This window comes from Acinetobacter seohaensis (genome assembly GCF_056431365.1).
This window is the reverse complement of sequence record NZ_JBWKMK010000050.1, coordinates 25,704-42,305: the sequence shown is the minus strand read 5'-3', so window position 1 is coordinate 42,305 and position 16,602 is coordinate 25,704. Positions and strand designations below refer to the sequence as shown.

13 protein-coding genes and 1 pseudogene are annotated in these 16,602 nt (G+C 40.6%); 5 read left to right on the top strand and 9 right to left on the bottom strand.

Features of this window, described 5'->3' with window-relative positions; genetic code table 11:
* Positions 1 to 21: 21 nt before the first annotated feature.
* Both AC07E5_RS08755 and AC07E5_RS08750 read right to left on the bottom strand, forming a co-directional pair.
* A complete protein-coding gene (locus AC07E5_RS08755) occupies positions 22 to 1,401 on the bottom strand; it encodes a WS/DGAT/MGAT family O-acyltransferase (protein WP_498625260.1) in 1,380 nt (459 codons plus the stop codon).
* Positions 1,402 to 1,579: 178 nt separating this feature from the next.
* On the bottom strand, positions 1,580 to 2,311 hold the full coding sequence (locus tag AC07E5_RS08750) for a phosphoadenylyl-sulfate reductase (protein WP_303364051.1): 732 nt from the start codon (positions 2,309 to 2,311) through the stop codon (positions 1,580 to 1,582).
* 190 nt (positions 2,312 to 2,501) lie between these two features.
* Here AC07E5_RS08750 and thrH point away from each other — a divergent pair, with 190 nt between their 5' ends.
* Positions 2,502 to 3,119 carry a bifunctional phosphoserine phosphatase/homoserine phosphotransferase ThrH gene (thrH, locus tag AC07E5_RS08745; RefSeq protein ID WP_131261537.1) on the top strand — a complete coding sequence of 206 codons (618 nt, stop codon included), beginning with the start codon at positions 2,502 to 2,504 and terminating at the stop codon, positions 3,117 to 3,119.
* Between the two features lie 67 nt (positions 3,120 to 3,186).
* Here the strand turns inward: thrH and AC07E5_RS08740 are convergent, their stop codons facing one another.
* The 6 genes from AC07E5_RS08740 to AC07E5_RS08715 form a co-directional block, all read right to left on the bottom strand.
* Positions 3,187 to 4,380, bottom strand: coding sequence for an OmpP1/FadL family transporter (locus AC07E5_RS08740; protein WP_498625257.1), 1,194 nt, complete (start codon positions 4,378 to 4,380; stop codon positions 3,187 to 3,189).
* Between the two features lie 310 nt (positions 4,381 to 4,690).
* A complete protein-coding gene (locus AC07E5_RS08735) occupies positions 4,691 to 6,037 on the bottom strand; it encodes an OmpP1/FadL family transporter (RefSeq protein ID WP_498625255.1) in 1,347 nt (448 codons plus the stop codon).
* Between the two features lie 356 nt (positions 6,038 to 6,393).
* Positions 6,394 to 8,016 carry an ABC transporter permease gene (locus tag AC07E5_RS08730; protein WP_498625253.1) on the bottom strand — a complete coding sequence of 541 codons (1,623 nt, stop codon included), beginning with the start codon at positions 8,014 to 8,016 and terminating at the stop codon, positions 6,394 to 6,396.
* Positions 8,017 to 8,102: 86 nt separating this feature from the next.
* Positions 8,103 to 9,119 (bottom strand): extracellular solute-binding protein, encoded by a 1,017-nt coding sequence (locus AC07E5_RS08725; protein ID WP_136143844.1) that lies wholly within the window; start codon positions 9,117 to 9,119, stop codon positions 8,103 to 8,105.
* A gap of 21 nt (positions 9,120 to 9,140) precedes the next feature.
* A complete protein-coding gene (locus AC07E5_RS08720; protein ID WP_136143843.1) occupies positions 9,141 to 10,259 on the bottom strand; it encodes an ABC transporter ATP-binding protein in 1,119 nt (372 codons plus the stop codon).
* A 269-nt stretch (positions 10,260 to 10,528) separates the two neighbouring features.
* Positions 10,529 to 11,884 (bottom strand): amino acid permease, encoded by a 1,356-nt coding sequence (locus AC07E5_RS08715; protein WP_178867000.1) that lies wholly within the window; start codon positions 11,882 to 11,884, stop codon positions 10,529 to 10,531.
* A 321-nt stretch (positions 11,885 to 12,205) separates the two neighbouring features.
* Here AC07E5_RS08715 and prpF point away from each other — a divergent pair, with 321 nt between their 5' ends.
* A complete protein-coding gene (gene prpF / locus AC07E5_RS08710) occupies positions 12,206 to 13,396 on the top strand; it encodes a 2-methylaconitate cis-trans isomerase PrpF (protein ID WP_131261531.1) in 1,191 nt (396 codons plus the stop codon).
* A gap of 180 nt (positions 13,397 to 13,576) precedes the next feature.
* Positions 13,577 to 14,399, top strand: a pseudogene (locus AC07E5_RS08705) (polyprenyl synthetase family protein).
* 124 nt (positions 14,400 to 14,523) lie between these two features.
* Here the strand turns inward: AC07E5_RS08705 and AC07E5_RS08700 are convergent.
* Positions 14,524 to 14,880, bottom strand: coding sequence for a hypothetical protein (locus tag AC07E5_RS08700; RefSeq protein ID WP_096901797.1), 357 nt, complete (start codon positions 14,878 to 14,880; stop codon positions 14,524 to 14,526).
* A 440-nt stretch (positions 14,881 to 15,320) separates the two neighbouring features.
* Here AC07E5_RS08700 and ndhC point away from each other — a divergent pair, with 440 nt between their 5' ends.
* Together ndhC and AC07E5_RS08690 are read left to right on the top strand one after the other, a co-directional pair.
* Entirely contained in the window at positions 15,321 to 15,866 is a 546-nt protein-coding gene (gene ndhC, locus AC07E5_RS08695) for an NADH-quinone oxidoreductase subunit A (RefSeq protein ID WP_317097542.1), read from the top strand.
* A 6-nt stretch (positions 15,867 to 15,872) separates the two neighbouring features.
* Positions 15,873 to 16,550 carry a NuoB/complex I 20 kDa subunit family protein gene (locus tag AC07E5_RS08690; RefSeq protein WP_004975447.1) on the top strand — a complete coding sequence of 226 codons (678 nt, stop codon included), beginning with the start codon at positions 15,873 to 15,875 and terminating at the stop codon, positions 16,548 to 16,550.
* Positions 16,551 to 16,602: the final 52 nt, after the last annotated feature.

Below are 16,602 nucleotides of genomic sequence, written 5' to 3'. Positions count from 1 at the left end.
TTTTTCTGATGGATTGACGTATCAATCCACGATTTTATTGACCCCTTCAGGCGCATCAATAATCTGTTCAAAACGCTGAATTTCATCTTCCAAGTGTTGCAATAAGTTTTGCATTTTCGGTAAGGCATGACGACAAGCAGTTAAACCAACTTCTAATTTGTCTAAATAGCTGGTCATGGTAATGTTTAAAGCTTGTCCATCTAACACGATTGAAGCAGGGTATAGTGCATCTAGCTTTGCACCATTCCAATACAAAGGTTCACGTGGGCCAGGTACATTGGAAATCACCAAGTTAAAGGCCTGACGCTTTGGCATAATGCCTGACAAAATATTTAAACCAGCAGCGCCGTAAACAAAAGCACTATAGTTCATAATTTGATTGGCATTCATGCGCTTAAAACGCTGCTTGGCATTTTGTACACTGCGGCGCACAATTTTTAAACGCTCAAGCGGATCTTCTTTGTGCGTACCCAAGTTGGCTAAAATCATGGTGATTCGATTAGATACTTCAGAATCGTCATCACGAATAGAGGCAGGCACCATCGCAATTAAAGGTTTTTTCGGTAAAGCATATTGGCTGAGTAAGTACTCACGCAATGCGCCTGAGCAAATTGCCAGTACCACATCATTAATGGTTACGCCCAAAGCTTTAGCAATGCGATGCAAACGTGCAAACTCAAAAGATTGCGCGGCAAAACGACGTGAGGCGCTCACACGTTGGTTTAAGATGGTGCTTGGTGCTTGGAAGCTAGAAACATAATCGGGGTTACGTCCCATATCTTTAGCAACGGTTTGTGATACTTCATAAACTGCGCGAGGGGTTGCTTCAACATGACCTTTAACCCCACCAAAAATTTTCTTTAAACGGCTGACTTTCGGTTCTTTCAGACGTTTAGTACGTGGGCCTTCCACACACCAAGGCGGTACAATTCTTTTTGCATTTTCGTCATGCGATAGGGATTTTTCCACCAAACGCATGCCTGCAATACCATCTACCATAGCATGATGAATTTTAAAGAACATCGCAAAACGATTATCTTCAATACCTTCAATAATATGGCAAGTCCATAAAGGTTTGGCGCGATCAATCAGTGAACTGTGTTCTTGTGAAATATACGTTAATAATTCACGAATGCGACCTGGTTTTGGCAAGGCAATATGACGGAAGTGATGATCGAGATCGAACTCTTCATCTTCATCCCAAAATAGACCATTGAGCTTATTGTTAAATGGTGCAATAGGCATCGACTTTGAATTGCGAATATCGGCAACCAAGTCTTGAATAAAAGTGTCTGGCGCATGTTCTGGAATTTGGAATAAGAATAATCCACCCACATGCATGGGCTGTTGACGTTTTTCGAGTGATAGGAAAATAAAATCAATAGGGTGTAATGGACGCATATTGTGGATTGCCTCACTGCAATTTCTACGCTTGTTCTTATCTGAACAAGGTTTTTAGAGTTATATAAGATTTAATTCAGTATATCTTTTTTATCAAACAAATATAGTGATTTTTGCGCCATCGCAAGTCAATAAAAATCACAGTAAAACTGTGATTTTTATTGTAGTAATAGATGTGTTATTTTAAATTTCCAGCATGTAGACCGCATTCTTTGTGTGTTGCTTCTTCCCACCACCAACGCCCTTCGCGTTCATGTTGGTTCGGAAGAACAGGGCGGGTGCAAGGTTCACAGCCAATTGAAATAAAACCTTTTTCATGCAAACGATTGTATGGAATTTCCATCATGCGAATGTAATTCCACACGTCACTACTTGACCAGTTTGCCAGTGGATTGTATTTGATTAATTGCTTGTTAGGGCCTGAAAATCCTGCATCTGCTTGTACGACAGGAATATCTTGGCGTGTACCTGGACTTTGGTCTTTACGTTGACCTGTAATCCAGCCATCTAGTGTTGCCAGTTTTTTACGTAAAGGTTGAACTTTACGAATCCCACAACATTCTTGATGCCCATCTTCAAAAAAGCTAAATAAGCCTTTTTCTTGAACCAATTGTTGCACTGCTTCAGTTTCAGGAAAGCAAATTTCGATCTCAATATTATAATATTTGCGTACAGTTTCTAAAAATTGATAGGTTTCAGGATGCAAACGTCCTGTATCTAAACTAAATACACGAAATGGCACACCTAAATTGGATGCCATATCAATCAGCACTACATCCTCCGCACCTGAAAATGAAATCGCGACTTCGCCTTGCTGACTTAAGGCAAGTTTTAAAATGTCACTCGGTGATTTATCGGCATATTCAGTCGCGAGTGCATCAACAATGTCTATGGTGGGAATGGTGTGCATAAGTCTTCCTGCAGTCGGCTTGAGGGCTAATCTTTGTTCTTGAGCGGATTATTTTAATGGAATTCCTAAAAAGGTCTTATCACTAAAAAATAAATGCTTATGAATGAAATAGATTTAAAAAAGAACAAGGCAAATAACAAATCTTCGGCTATGATAGGGAAAAATTTTTACAGGTATTTTGGGAGAACCCATGGAAATCGTATGTCTTGATCTTGAAGGTGTGTTAGTTCCAGAAATTTGGATCAACTTTGCTAAAAAAACTGGCATTAAAGAACTTGAAGCAACTACACGTGATATTCCTGACTACGATGTGTTGATGACTCAGCGTTTAAATATTCTAAAACAGCATGGCTTGGGTTTGAATGATATTCAGGCCGTGATTGCGGATATGGGGCCATTCCCTGGCGCGAAAGAGTTTGTCGAGTGGGTGAGCACACACTTCCAATTGATTATTCTTTCAGATACGTTCTATGAATTTGCACATCCGTTGATGAAGCAATTGGGTTGGCCAACAATTTTCTGCCACAAGTTAGAATCAGATGAAAATGGCATGATTACCGCTTATAAATTGCGTCAACCTGATCAAAAACGTCAGGCTGTTAAAGCCTTACACGGTTTAAATTTCCGTGTAATTGCTGCAGGTGATTCATATAACGATACCACAATGCTAGGTGAAGCGGATCATGGTTTCTTATTTGATGCACCTGAGAATGTGATTGCAGAATTCCCACAATTCCCTGCAATTAATGGTTATGAAGCATTAAAAGAAGCAATTCGTGGTGCTTCGGTACGTGATATTCCAGCTTAATCTGAATATAACAAAGGGCATCATTTGATGCCCTTTGTTTTTTATGTGATATTAACTGTGCATTGATTTAGAATCGGTAGCCAATTTTTAAGCCATAACCCAATGCGTAGTTGTCGGTAAACTCACCCACAATATTACCACCCGTTTGAGCGTGAGCATCACCCAACCAAAAATATTTTACCCCAGCTTGAATAAAATAGTTTTCTGCTGGGCTATATTGACCACCTAAGCCAACACTCCAATAACCTTCTGTTGGACCTAAAGTGGTGACAGGGTTACCCGCACCAGAGTCATAACCTACAGAAGCATAGCCAGACCATTGATTGTTGAATTTACGTCCTACTCCGACTGTTGCAGACCACTGGTCATCTGAATAGTCGATGAGGTTGTTGCCACCCGAACGAGCAAATAATGCTTTTGGAGTGACAGCAAATTGATCCCAGTGCACCCAGCGAATATTTGCAAAAGCTAAGGTATTGGCTGCAATGCCTGTCTGAAAATCTAGATTAACAGATTGTGGCGTAGTTGCATCTAAACTAGCATTACTTAAGTTAACAGTTGTGCCTGCTGGTACGATAACATTAGGTGCAATCGGAGTGGCTTGTGCAAACGTGTAACTTTCATCACTTTTAGCTTTATGCTTGATTTCTGAGCGATAAGTTACTGATGCTTTAAGTGCAATTTCGGGGATTTGATAAGCAAAGCCTGCAAGCCAACCAAAAGCCTCTTCTTCATGTACTTTAATATTGTAACCACTTAAAACTTTTGAAGGGTCTTTAGGGGAGATGTATGCACGACCTCGTAAATTAATATCTGCTTCTACTGTCTGCCAAACTGGTCCAGCGTAGAAATTCCAGTTTTCTGTAGGTTGGTAACCAATTAAAGCGGTAAGATTGTGTGTTTCAACTTCAACTTTTGTGCCTTCAATTCCATTAGTAAACATGCTCTGTTCTAGGCTATACATCGCATCTGCACCAAATGGCTGGTCATATAAAAGACCTAAAGAAATTTGTTCAGTCGCTTGTACTTTAATTGCAGCGGAAGGGAAGTAATAATCTTCAGCCATATCGCTGACGTTATTTTTTATAAGATCTTTTCCTTTAACTGTTGGATCTAAAACTGAAATACCTGCTTCTGCATAATTGCCTGATTGTAAAAATGCAGCAATAGATTGACCAGAACGGTCTAAACCAGCAGCAAGCGCAGGTGTAAGTGGGAGAGTGCTAAGTAAAATAGCCGAATAAATTCTATTGAGCTTCATGGTCGTTCCCTGATGCTTTATGTAACAAAAAGTGCAGGAAAAGTAACACATTTGAAAAAAGAGTAAATGCTCAATTTCGCAGAATAAATGAACTGAATAAGTTATAAATAGCAGTTGATTAGAGTAAAAGTACTATTTTAAAGTCTTAAGTAAATGAATTTTATTAAATAATTTATTAGGGTGATGTTTGGGTAAATATGAGTTTAATTGCTTTAAATTTAAACATTAGTTAACACTTGTATAAAAACGAGTAGTTTTAAGTGCAAAAAAAGCCACCCCCGAAGGGTGGCTCTTTTGAAAAAAAATTGAATTAGAAGCGGTAACCGATTTTTAAACCGTATGCCCATGCATCGTTGTCTTCAAACTCTGCAACATAATCAGAACCGCCTGCTTGAGCACCTGTTTGGGCTTTAGCATCACCCAACATGAAGTATTTTACACCACCTGCAATAAAGTAGTTTGGTGCAGGTGAGTATTGAACCCCTAGACCCACGTTCCAATAACCTTCAGTAGGACCAAGAGTTGATACAGGGTTACCTGCGCCAGAATCCCAACCTACAGATACGTTGCCAGCCCATTGGTCATTTAATTTACGACCTACACCTACGTTTGCAGACCATTGGTCATCTGAATATTCTACAAGAGAAAAACCATTTGGACGCTTAACTAAAGGACCAACAGCTTCTGCAGCTTTACCAAACTTATACGGTGTGATTGAGAAATCTTTCCAGTTCACCCAGCGTACATTTGCAAATGCCACAGTATTTGCCATGATGCCTGTTTGGAAGTCTAAGTTCACCGATTGTGGTGTTGTAATTTTAGTTTTACCTTCAGCTGTGTTAGCTGCTGAAAACTTTGTTACTGCTTGGCCAATTCCTGCGATTTGTTGTGGTGTTAAACCTAAACTTGGTAGTTGACCAGCAAGACCTGGTAATGCAGCTGCTAAAGGAGTAGCTAGACTTAAGTTTTCATTGGCAACGAATTCATGATCAATTTCAGAGCGGTAAGTGACTGAAGCTTTTAATGCAATTTCAGGAATTTGAAATGCTGCACCAGCTAACCAACCTGCAGCAGAGTCTTCTTTAATGTCTGCATCGTATCCATTAAAAACGCTGTAAGCTGAGCCGCGTAGTTTTACATTACCTTTAATGGTTTGATATACACCACCACCATAAATATTAAAATTCTCAGTTGGTTGGAAGCCAAAAATCATAGAAATGTTTTGTGTATCAACTTCAACTGAAGTACTGCCTGTAGTAGCGCCGCCAATAGCTGTTGTTATAATTGGTAGTGTACTTAGTACTCGATCTGTTGGTGCAGCAACAAAAACATTATTACCTGAATATTCGGCATCAGCACCAAAGGGTTGGTCGTAAAGCAGACCAAAAGAGAAGTTATCAGTAAGTTGGAATTTTAGTGCGGCACTTGGGAAATAGTAATCGCCCGCCATATCACCAATTTGACGATTTGTTGTGCTTGTGCCAGCTTCCTGTCCAGATACATCTGGATCTAATACAGAAATACCTGCTTCAAAATAGTTACCCGGTTGTAAGAATGCAGAGATTGACTGACCTGAACGATCTAGAGCAGCGGCAAATGCCCCGGTCATTGGTACAGTTGCTAAAATCATTGCTGTGCTTAGTGCTTTTAATTTCATTATACATTTCCCTTGGGCTATAAAGTCTTTTATGACAGTTTTTGTTGATGCTTTATGCTTTCATCTAGGATGATTTCGGCTTGTGCAAACCGAGACCATTTGTTACTCCATGTGACAAAAATATCACAATTAAAATAAGAGTAAATGCTCTAGAAAAAACTAATCAGTATAAAAAACACGCTGAATAGAGTATTTGTTCTAATTGGTATGGGTTTTTAGCTTGTTAGTCATTGAAATTAAATAATAAAATTTAAAAATCAATCTCTTGTTTAAATGTTTTTAATTGGTTAAAAAAAATACTTTTTTATCAAAACTCATTTTGTTGCAAGGCATATCTTGCAACAAAATGGGGTGCATTAACGTGTGGTTTTTCCAAGCTTTGCCAATAAAATAACAGGAATAAGACCGACCAATACAATTAGCAAGGCAGCCACAGCACCATCTTCATAGGTTCCTCTAGAAGCTTCTGCATACAATTGGGTAGCGAGTGTTTCCATATTTAGAGGACGGAGCAATAAAGTTGCTGGCAGCTCTTTCATGCAGTCTACAAAAATTAATAAAGCTGCAGAAATAATGGCAGGACGTAATAATGGCAAGTGCACACGCCATAAAATCGCAAAGCTGTTTTGTCCTAAATTACGTGCAGCATCATCAAAAACACCATGAATACGGTTATAGCCTGACTCAATGCCGCCCACCGAAATAGCTAAAAAACGCACAGCGTAAGCATAAATGAGGGTAAAACTAGTACCGAGAAATAATAAACCTGTGTGTATCCCTAATTTAAATTCTAAAAAGTCGGCAATGGCATGATCAATTTTGCCCAAAGCTAGCATGAGACCAATCGCTAAAACGGTTCCTGGAATAGCATAGCCTAAACTGGCAATGCGGCTAAACCAGCTGTGTTTGCTAAAACGTGCCGCACTGACAATAAAGAAACCAATCAAAATGGTGACGATGGTGGCAAGGCTGGCAAGGATTAGTGTGTTGATTGAGGCTTGGATTAGGAAATCTGAAAAGCCTGCATATTGAATGCGTTTGTAAGATTCTACAAGTAAGTGACTGGTGGGAATTAAAAAGCCAATACAAACAGGAATTAAGCCCAAGCCTAATAACACAAGCGCTTTAAGCCCTTTGACCGATTGTGCAGGCATTAAACGGCTGCGTTGAGCCGAGTTCATATAGCGCTGTTTACGTCGTCCTAAACGCTCTACTAAAACTAATAGAGTAATGATCATCAACATGAAAATGGCAATTTGCGCTGCGCCTGCCAAGTCGGATTGATTGGTCCAGGTTGAATAAATCGACAAAGTTAAGGTTTTAATACCTAAAAATTCTGTTGCGCCAATATCATTAATGGTTTCCATTAAAACCAGACTGGTACCCACAGCAATGGCAGGACGTGCCAGTGGAATCGCAACCCGTAAAAACACTTGATCGGGTTTTAATCCTAAGGTACGTGCCACTTCAATTAAACTGGCCGATTGCATCAGAAACATCGCACGAGTGCTTAAATACACATAGGGATACAGCACAAAGCTCAATAAGAAGATGCCGCCCCAAACAGTACGAATATTAGGAAACCAAAACTGTTGTAATTCTAAATTAAACCCATCGCGCAGGATGCTTTGCACAGGACCGATAGGATGCAAAATGTCGATATAGCTATACGCAATAATATAAGTCGGTACGGCTAAAGGCAGCAGTAAGGCCCAATCTAAAAATGCCCGTCCACGAAATTGATACGCCGTTACAATCCACGCACTGCCCGTACCAAGCAGGATGGTAAAAATCCCCACACCCAACAATAAAATTCCTGTTTCTGCCAACGTGTGTGGAATCACATAACGCAGCAGATGTCCCCAAATTTCACTATCGCCTTGTAATGCTGTCCAAATTAAAGCGAGCACAGGTAAACAGGCGAGTAGTGTCAATAACCCACTGAGCGAAAATAAAAAATTAAATTTATTTTTAAGCATTGCAATAGAGGTACTAAATAAGGGGAGGGAACAGCTGAGCATCTTACAGTGCAAAGCGCTGCACTGTAAGATAAAAGCAGAAAATTTTAGCGGTTAAACTGGACTTTATCGACCAATAAGTTTGCAGCTTTACGGTGACGTGCAATATCGCTTAAACGAATCGAATCGATATTGAGTTTACCGAAGCTAGCAATAATCGGGTCAATTTTTACCCCAGGTTTGACTGGGTATTCAAAGCCGTTTTGTGCGTAGATGGCTTGTGCATGATCTGAAGCTAAAAACTCAAGCAGTTGCACGGCTTCTTTGCGGTTTGGTGCATGTTTTGAAACCACTGCACCCGATACGTTGACATGCGTTCCACCATTTTTAAAACGCGGAAGTACCACGTTAATGGCATTGCCCCAGCGTTTTTGTTCCGCGTCACCTGTACGCATAGTGCCGACATAATAGGTGTTGGCAACGCCAATATCACAAATTTTACCTAAAATATCACGCGCCACATCTCGGTCACCACCACTTGCTGGGCGTGCTAAATTGGCTTTCACGCCACGCAACCAAGTTTCGGCTTGTTTTTCACCATGATGGGCAATATACGCTGCAATTAAAGCAGTGTTATATGGATGGTTGCCTGAACGAATACAGATTTTATTTTTCCATTTTGGATTGGCTAAATCTTCATAAGTAATCGCATTAAGCGGTGTACGGTCTTTAGAGGCGTAGACTGCACGTGCACGCATCGACAAAGCATACCAATGACCATTGGCAGCTCGTAAATTGGCAGGAATTGCGCTATTTAAGGTTTTAGAACTTACGCGCTGGGTTAAACCACTTTCTACTAAATCAACCAAATTGCCAAAATCTACAGTCAGCATCACATCGGCAGGAGAACGACGACCTTCTGCTTTTACACGTTCCAATAAACCATCTTTAATAAAAACCGTATTGACTTTTACCCCAGTTTTTTGGGTAAATTCGGTTAATAAGGTTTGAATCAGCACAGGTTCGCGCGTGGTGTATAAATTGACTTCCGCTGCTTGTGCGACACTTGCACCAAATGCAAGTAAACCTGTAACAAGCAATGATAAATTAGACAGTGGTTTCATGCAGTATTCCTAATTAAAAATTTAAACCTGAACAGCAGCTTGAGTAGAAGATGAAGCAGTGGGTGATTGTTCATCAGACGCCAAGAAATAACAGCTGTTTAAATTGACAGAAACATAGACTTGTTCAGCGGGCTGAATATCTTGAAGATGACTGACTTGCGCCAAAAGAGTGAGATCGTGATCGCGTAGTTTTAGACGCAGTTGTTGCGCATGTCCCATAAAACTGGATGACACAACGCTTGCGGGCAACGCATTTTCACTTGGTGTTTGGCTGACACGCAAGTGATGCGGACGGAAGCAGCAGACCAGTGAATCTTGAGCGGTGGTATGTTCTGGCAAATCAATCTTGCCAAATACGGTATGAATTTCTTGGTGATCGATTTGCGCTGGGATTTCATTCAATGCGGAAAAATAGCGTGCAGCAAACAAGGTTTTAGGCTGTAAATAAAGTTGTTTCGGTGAACCAATTTGAATAATTTGCCCTTGATGCATCAAAATAATTTGATCGGCAATTTGCAATGCTTCTTCTGGGTCATGTGTCACGATAACCGTAGTCGTTACAGTTTGTTTGAGGAGTTGAATGGTATTTTGACGAATTTGATCACGCAGACGATGATCCAAATTTGAAAAAGGTTCATCCATCAACAAAACTTGCGGTTCTGGTGCTAAGGCACGTGCTAAGGCAACGCGTTGTTGTTCGCCGCCCGAAAGTGTATATGGATAGCTGTCTTGATGATGCAACATGGAAACATGCGCTAAAGCTTGTTTGGCAATGGTTTCCCGCTGCGCTTTGGGAAATTTCTTTAAGCCAAACATAACATTGTCTAACACACTTAAATGTGGGAAAAGTGCGTAATCCTGAAACACTAAACCAATATGGCGTGCTTCCGCAGGAATCTGTGCTTGCTCACTCCACAAGGTATTTTGTTCCAGTTGGATTGTGCCGCTGCTTGGTGTTTCCAAGCCTGCAATCAGACGTAGCATTGTGGTTTTGCCGCAGCCTGAATGACCTAATAAACACACAATTTGTCCACTCATCGCTGACCATGTTGCTTGTTGCACTGCAAAACGCGAACCAAACTTTTTACTGAGCTGTTGGATCGTCAAGACATTGGCAGGTTGAGCAGCGTACGCATTCATAGTTTATTCACACGACAAATTTTGTGCTCAAATGATAACTAAGAATTCTTCTCATGTAGAGTCTTTTTATCATTTAGAATGTAAATGATGTAGCTTTTGCTACAAAAAAGTTGAAATATCAACTGAAAAGAATGGGTTGGAATTTAAATTATTTTAAGTGCAGCACTTTATTTATGGGCTATTAAAAGGGGGGGCTTAAAAGCAAAAAGTTACTGCCGAAGCAATAACTTTTTAATTTTTAGAAATCTGTACTATGCGTACTATGCAAATTAAGGTTTTTTCGCATTAAGCACTCTAAATAAAATGTACATCAAGACCACCCATAGAGGAATCATAATGACTGATTCTTTAAAGCCTTGTGTCCACATAATATAAAGTACCACTGCAATAAACGCTAAAACCAAATAGTTGCTAAATGGTGACCATAGCGCAGGGAACTTAGTTGGAATCGCTAATTTTTTCAGTGTGCTGGTAAATTTAAGGTGAGTCAAACTGATCATCGCCCAGTTTAAAACCAATGCACCCACAACAATATACATGAGGTGGCTTAAAGCTTCTTCGGGTACAAAGTAGTTCAACAATACACAGCCGAAAATTAATACCGCAGAGAATAATACTGCTGGAATTGGCACACCTTGTTTATTCACTTTTAGGAAAATTTTTGGTGCGTTACCTTGTTTGGCCAAACCAAACAGCATACGGCTGTTGGCATACATCCCACTGTTATACACAGAAAGTGCCGCAGTCAAAATCACGAAATTCAGTAAGTGCGCTGCCCATTCAATGCCCATTTGACTAAAAATCATTACGAATGGACTTTTATCTAAACCACCTAAATCTAACTGATTCCAAGGCACTAAAGACAATAGAATGGTGAGTGAACCGATATAGAAAATTAGAATACGGAACACCACTTGGTTAATGGCTTTAGGAATGGTTTTTTCAGGATCTTGCGCTTCTGCGGCAGCCATACCAATCAACTCAATGCCGCCAAAGGCAAACATGAGGAATGCAAGCATGAAGAACAGACCTTCAAAGCCATTCGGGAAGAACCCCCCATGCGCCCAAAGGTTGCTGAATGATGCGGTTGAATTGGCATCTGCAGAAAGTAAGAGATATAAACCAAACACAATCATCGAAACCACAGCAGCGACTTTAATGATTGCTAGCCAGAATTCTGACTCACCATAGAACTTTACATTGCCCAAGTTAATAATGGTAATCACAATGAAAAAGAACAGTGCCGAAGTCCAAGCAGGAATATGCGGCCACCAGTAGTTAATATATTTGGCAACTGCGGTGAGTTCTGCCATTGCCACCAAAATATACAAAATCCAGTAGTTCCAACCTGCTAAAAAGCCAGGGAATTTACCTGCATATTTATAGGCAAAGTGACTGAATGATCCTGCAACGGGCTCATGAACAATCATTTCCCCCAATTGGCGCATAATTAAAAATGCAATAAGACCACCAATGGCGTAACCCAAAATAATAGAAGGGCCAGCAGATTGGATGACCTGCGCGGAACCTAAGAATAAGCCTGTACCAATTGCTCCACCCATGGCAATCAATTGAATATGGCGGTTCTTTAAGCCACGCTGAAGTTGTGAAGACTCGTTGTTCAAAGTATTCAGCCCGACAAGGAAAAAGTGACAAGATTGTAATAGATCAAATTTCATTAGCCTAGTAGCTAGACAATAATGAAATAAATTTATGATAAATATTAAAATATTTTATGGTTTTTATTTGTATAAAAGATAAGTGAATCAATATATTAATTTTATTTTTGCCTTATAAATCAAGATGACTGGTTAGGGTAAAATTTACCAAATGTTGTTTTTTTATACTTAAGTCAAGACCGCGATACCTTTTGAATAAAAACCGTTATGATGCAAAAGGGTCTTTTTATATGGCCATAACAATCAAAAAACAAGGGAATAAAATTCATGCGTTTTGCACCACAAGTTAAAATTCCAGCGACTTATATGCGCGGCGGTACCAGTAAAGGCGTATTTTTTAAACTTGATGATTTACCTGCAGCGGCACAGCAGCCAGGCAAAATTAGAGATCAAATTTTATTACGTGTGATTGGCAGTCCAGACCCTTATGCCAAACAAATTGATGGAATGGGTGGTGCAAGCTCGAGTACCAGTAAAACCGTAATTTTAGCCAAAAGCACTCAACCCGATCACGATGTCGATTATTTGTTTGGGCAAGTTTCGATTGATCAGCCATTTGTAGATTGGAGTGGCAACTGCGGTAACTTAACGGCTGCAGTCGGTGCATTTGCGATCAGCAATGGCTTGGTTGATGCCAGTAAAATTCCAGAAAATGGCATTTGTACCGTACGTATTTGGCAGAAAAATATTGAAAAAACCATTATTGCGCATGTTCCAATGACGCATGGTCAGGTGCAGGAAACGGGTGATTTTGAGTTGGATGGCGTGACTTTTCCTGCCGCAGAAGTACAAATTGAATTCTTAGACCCTGCCGATGATGGCGAAGAAGGTGGGGCAATGTTCCCAACTGGAAATGTGGTGGACACTTTGCATGTGCCAGATATTGGAACATTCCAAGCGACCTTTATTAATGCGGGTATTCCAACAATTTTCCTAAATGCAGAAGAAATTGGTTATACAGGCACAGAACTGCAAGATGCAATCAATGGTGATGCACAAGCTTTGGCACGTTTTGAAACCATTCGCGCTTATGGTGCTAAACAAATGGGGCTGATTCAGGAAATTGCTGAAGCTGAAAAACGTCAGCATACGCCAAAAATTGCCTTTGTTTCTGCGCCAAAAAGTTATGTATCTTCAAGTGGTAAACAAATTCAGGCTGAGGACACCGATTTATTGGTACGTGCATTGTCGATGGGTAAATTACACCATGCCATGATGGGCACAGCAGCAGTCGCGATTGGTACAGCCGCAGCTATTCCGGGAACATTGGTCAACTTGGCTGCGGGCGGGGGTGAGCGTGAAGCTGTACGTTTTGGACATCCATCAGGTACGCTTCGTGTGGGTGCGCAAGCCGTGCAGGAAAATGGACAATGGCAAGTCAAAAAAGCTGTGATGAGCCGTAGTGCACGTGTATTAATGGAAGGTTGGGTGCGTGTACCTGCGGAAACATTAGAATAAGTTTTGCTTCGAACAGACCCTAGTTAACTAAATGCAGCCTCTATTTCGATAGGGGCTTATTTATGGCTGAAATGTTATATCAGTTCAGTTAAGGCTTAAAAAACTTTGAATTACAGGTACAATGCTGCAACACAGGCAGCTTACTGCTTATTAGACATGAACCAACAACTCGAGGCGAATGTGTCATCACTTCACGATTTACAGGCGCATGCATTAACCGCAGCCCAACAACGTATTCAGCAAGACTTGCTTACCGCTTTAGAGGCTTTTGCATTGCCAGAACCGTTAAAGTCTGCCGTGCATCATGCCGTCATGTTGGGTGGTAAGCGTGTTCGTCCTGCCTTGTGTTATGCCACCGCAGCGTTAAGACCGAATCAGAACTTTGCTGCGGTACGCCGCGCTGCGGTTGCGATTGAACTAATTCACTGCTACTCATTGGCACATGATGATTTGCCATGTATGGACAATGACTTGTTGCGTCGTGGGCAACCAACTTGCCATGCGGCGTATGGTGAAGATACTGCATTGTTGGCAGGCGACATTTTACAGTCGATGGCATTTGAAATTTTAGGCAGTCGTTTGTTTGATCAGGCTGTTGCAGTAGATCAAGGCATTGTGCTCAAANACTTTGGAAAATATCCACCGTAATAAAACAGGGGCGTTAATTTCTGCAGCGGTGATGATGGCAGCTGTGACCGTGTTTGATGGACGAGATAAAGCGATTCCGCAATTGCGTGAATATGCACAGGCGATTGGTTTAGCCTTTCAGGTACAAGACGATATTTTAGATATTATTTCGGATACTGAAGTACTAGGTAAAACTGCAGGGAAAGATGAACAAGTTGAAAAATCGACCTATCCTGCACTCATGGGCTTGGAAAAAGCACAAGCTTATGCACAAGAATTGCACGATCAAGCCTTTGCTGCGTTGGCATATTTTAAAACTGATACCGTCTTAGAGTTACAGCAAATTTCCGAGTTTTTATTGTCACGTAAAAGCTAAATTATTCTAGATGGAGGGCTTGTGGCTCTCAATACTCAAAAGCGAGCAGATGCTCGCTTTTTTGTGCTTTATGAAAGTGTTGGCTGTTTTAAGCAACACACTTTAATGCAGATTCTATACGGCTTTATTCTTGTAGCGTTGCATCAGGTGGTAAAATTGCTTTGCCTTGTTTTAAGCTGTCTAAAGCCTCGCGGTTAAAATCTACCAACAAAGAATTATTTTGTGGATCAATCGCATAACGGCTAATTAATTTTTGATCGCCTTGTAAGGTTTCAAGGCGGTATTCATCTGCAATATTCATAATGCCGTCTAAATTAATGGTGGCAGATGCTTTGTCTTGGCGAAATAACTCGTAAATATCACGCAGGTCAAAAATTGCATTTTGTGCGTCAGGATGTTTTTCAAAATAATTTTGCAAATGACGAATAAATAATTGCGCAAACATAAAGTAATTTGGTTTGTGGGTATAGTCTAAGCTCATGTGTTTACTCCTTATTATTCAAATTTTTAATGCTTACTAGGAATAGCACACTCTGGGTGAAAAATTAAAGAAACTCAGGGTCTAAGTTGCAAAAACTACACAAAATTTTGTGCGGCTTAAACTAAGCTGAAACCTGAAGTTGCGATGATCTCTCTATAAATTTAAAAACTTTGCAACGAACCGCTCAATTGGTGTTTTGGAAAAAATAATCACAACTGACTTATCTATTTGTTAAAGCGATTAAGAGCCCTACGGAGTAGTGGAATTCTAAAATATCAAGTATTTGAATAAAAAATCATCCGAAAGACTAAGACTTATGAACTAGCAAGTGAAATCATAAATCAGGTACAATTGGCGTGATTAATTTTGTGTTTGGTGTATTTGAAGGCCAATACATACATTCTTTGTTAATAAATAGGCCTGCCAGGAGTTATCCCCGCATGAGTGCCATTACTCCATACGAATGGGCAATTATTGCCTTCGTGATCGGCGTTACATTTTTATGCGTCTTTATGCTAACCGTTCCTTTACTCCTTGGGGGTAAATCATGGGGGCGTGCGAAGCAAGAGCAGTTTGAGTCGGGTGTTGTAGGTGCTGGTGGAGCACGTATCCGCTTATCTGCAAAGTTCTATTTGGTTGCAATTTTCTTCGTTGTTTTCGACTTAGAAGCACTTTATCTATACGCATGGGCAGCTTCTGTTCGTGAAGTAGGTTGGGTGGGCTTTGCAACGGCTGCTGTATTTATTTTAGTTTTACTCGTTGGCTTAATTTATGAATTATCAACTGGTGCGCTGAACTGGGCTCCATCTGATAAGCTTAAAGCAGCAGGGATTAAACCTAAAATTGGTTCGCCAAATATGGATCTTGCAGAAATCACACGCTTTAACTCAATTGAAGAATTGGTAACGGACCCTACCGGTCAAATTCCAGCTCAATCCTCTGGTCGTGTAAAAAAATCTGCGACTACCTCATCTGACAAGGAGTAACTCGGGATGAAATATACCTTAACCCGTGCGAATCCCGATGCTGATCAATATCCACTTCAAGAGCGTCAGATCGTAACCGATCCGCTTGAAGAAGAAGTGAATAAAAATGTGTTCATGACTCGTTTAGAGGACTTGGCACATACAGCAGTAAACTGGGGACGTAAGAACTCAGTTTGGCCGTTTAACTTTGGTACATCGTGCTGCTACGTAGAGTATGCAACTACCTTAACAGGTGTGCATGACTTGTCACGTTTTGGTGCAGAAGTTATTCGTGCTTCACCGCGTCAGGCAGACTTGATGATTGTTGCAGGTACGTGTTTTGTGAAAATGGCACCTGTAATTCAACGTTTGTACGAGCAAATGCTTGAGCCTAAGTGGGTAATCTCAATGGGCGCATGTGCAAACTCAGGTGGTATGTACGACATTTATTCAGTTGTGCAAGGTGTGGATAAAATCATTCCTGTGGATGTGTACATTCCGGGTTGCCCACCACGTCCTGAAGCATTAATCCAAGCATTGATGTTATTACAAGACCAAATTCAATTAGAGCGTCGTCCGTTGTCTGCGGTGATTGGTGATGATCTTAAGCCAGTATATAAGCCGAAGATGATGCCAGAACGTGACCGTAAGAATGCGCAGCGTATTGCGGTGAAAAACTTACGCTCTATGGATGAAATTAAATAATTTAAACGTACAAATATTGATGCACCCGACGGGTGTAGTTGTCGTTTAGGTT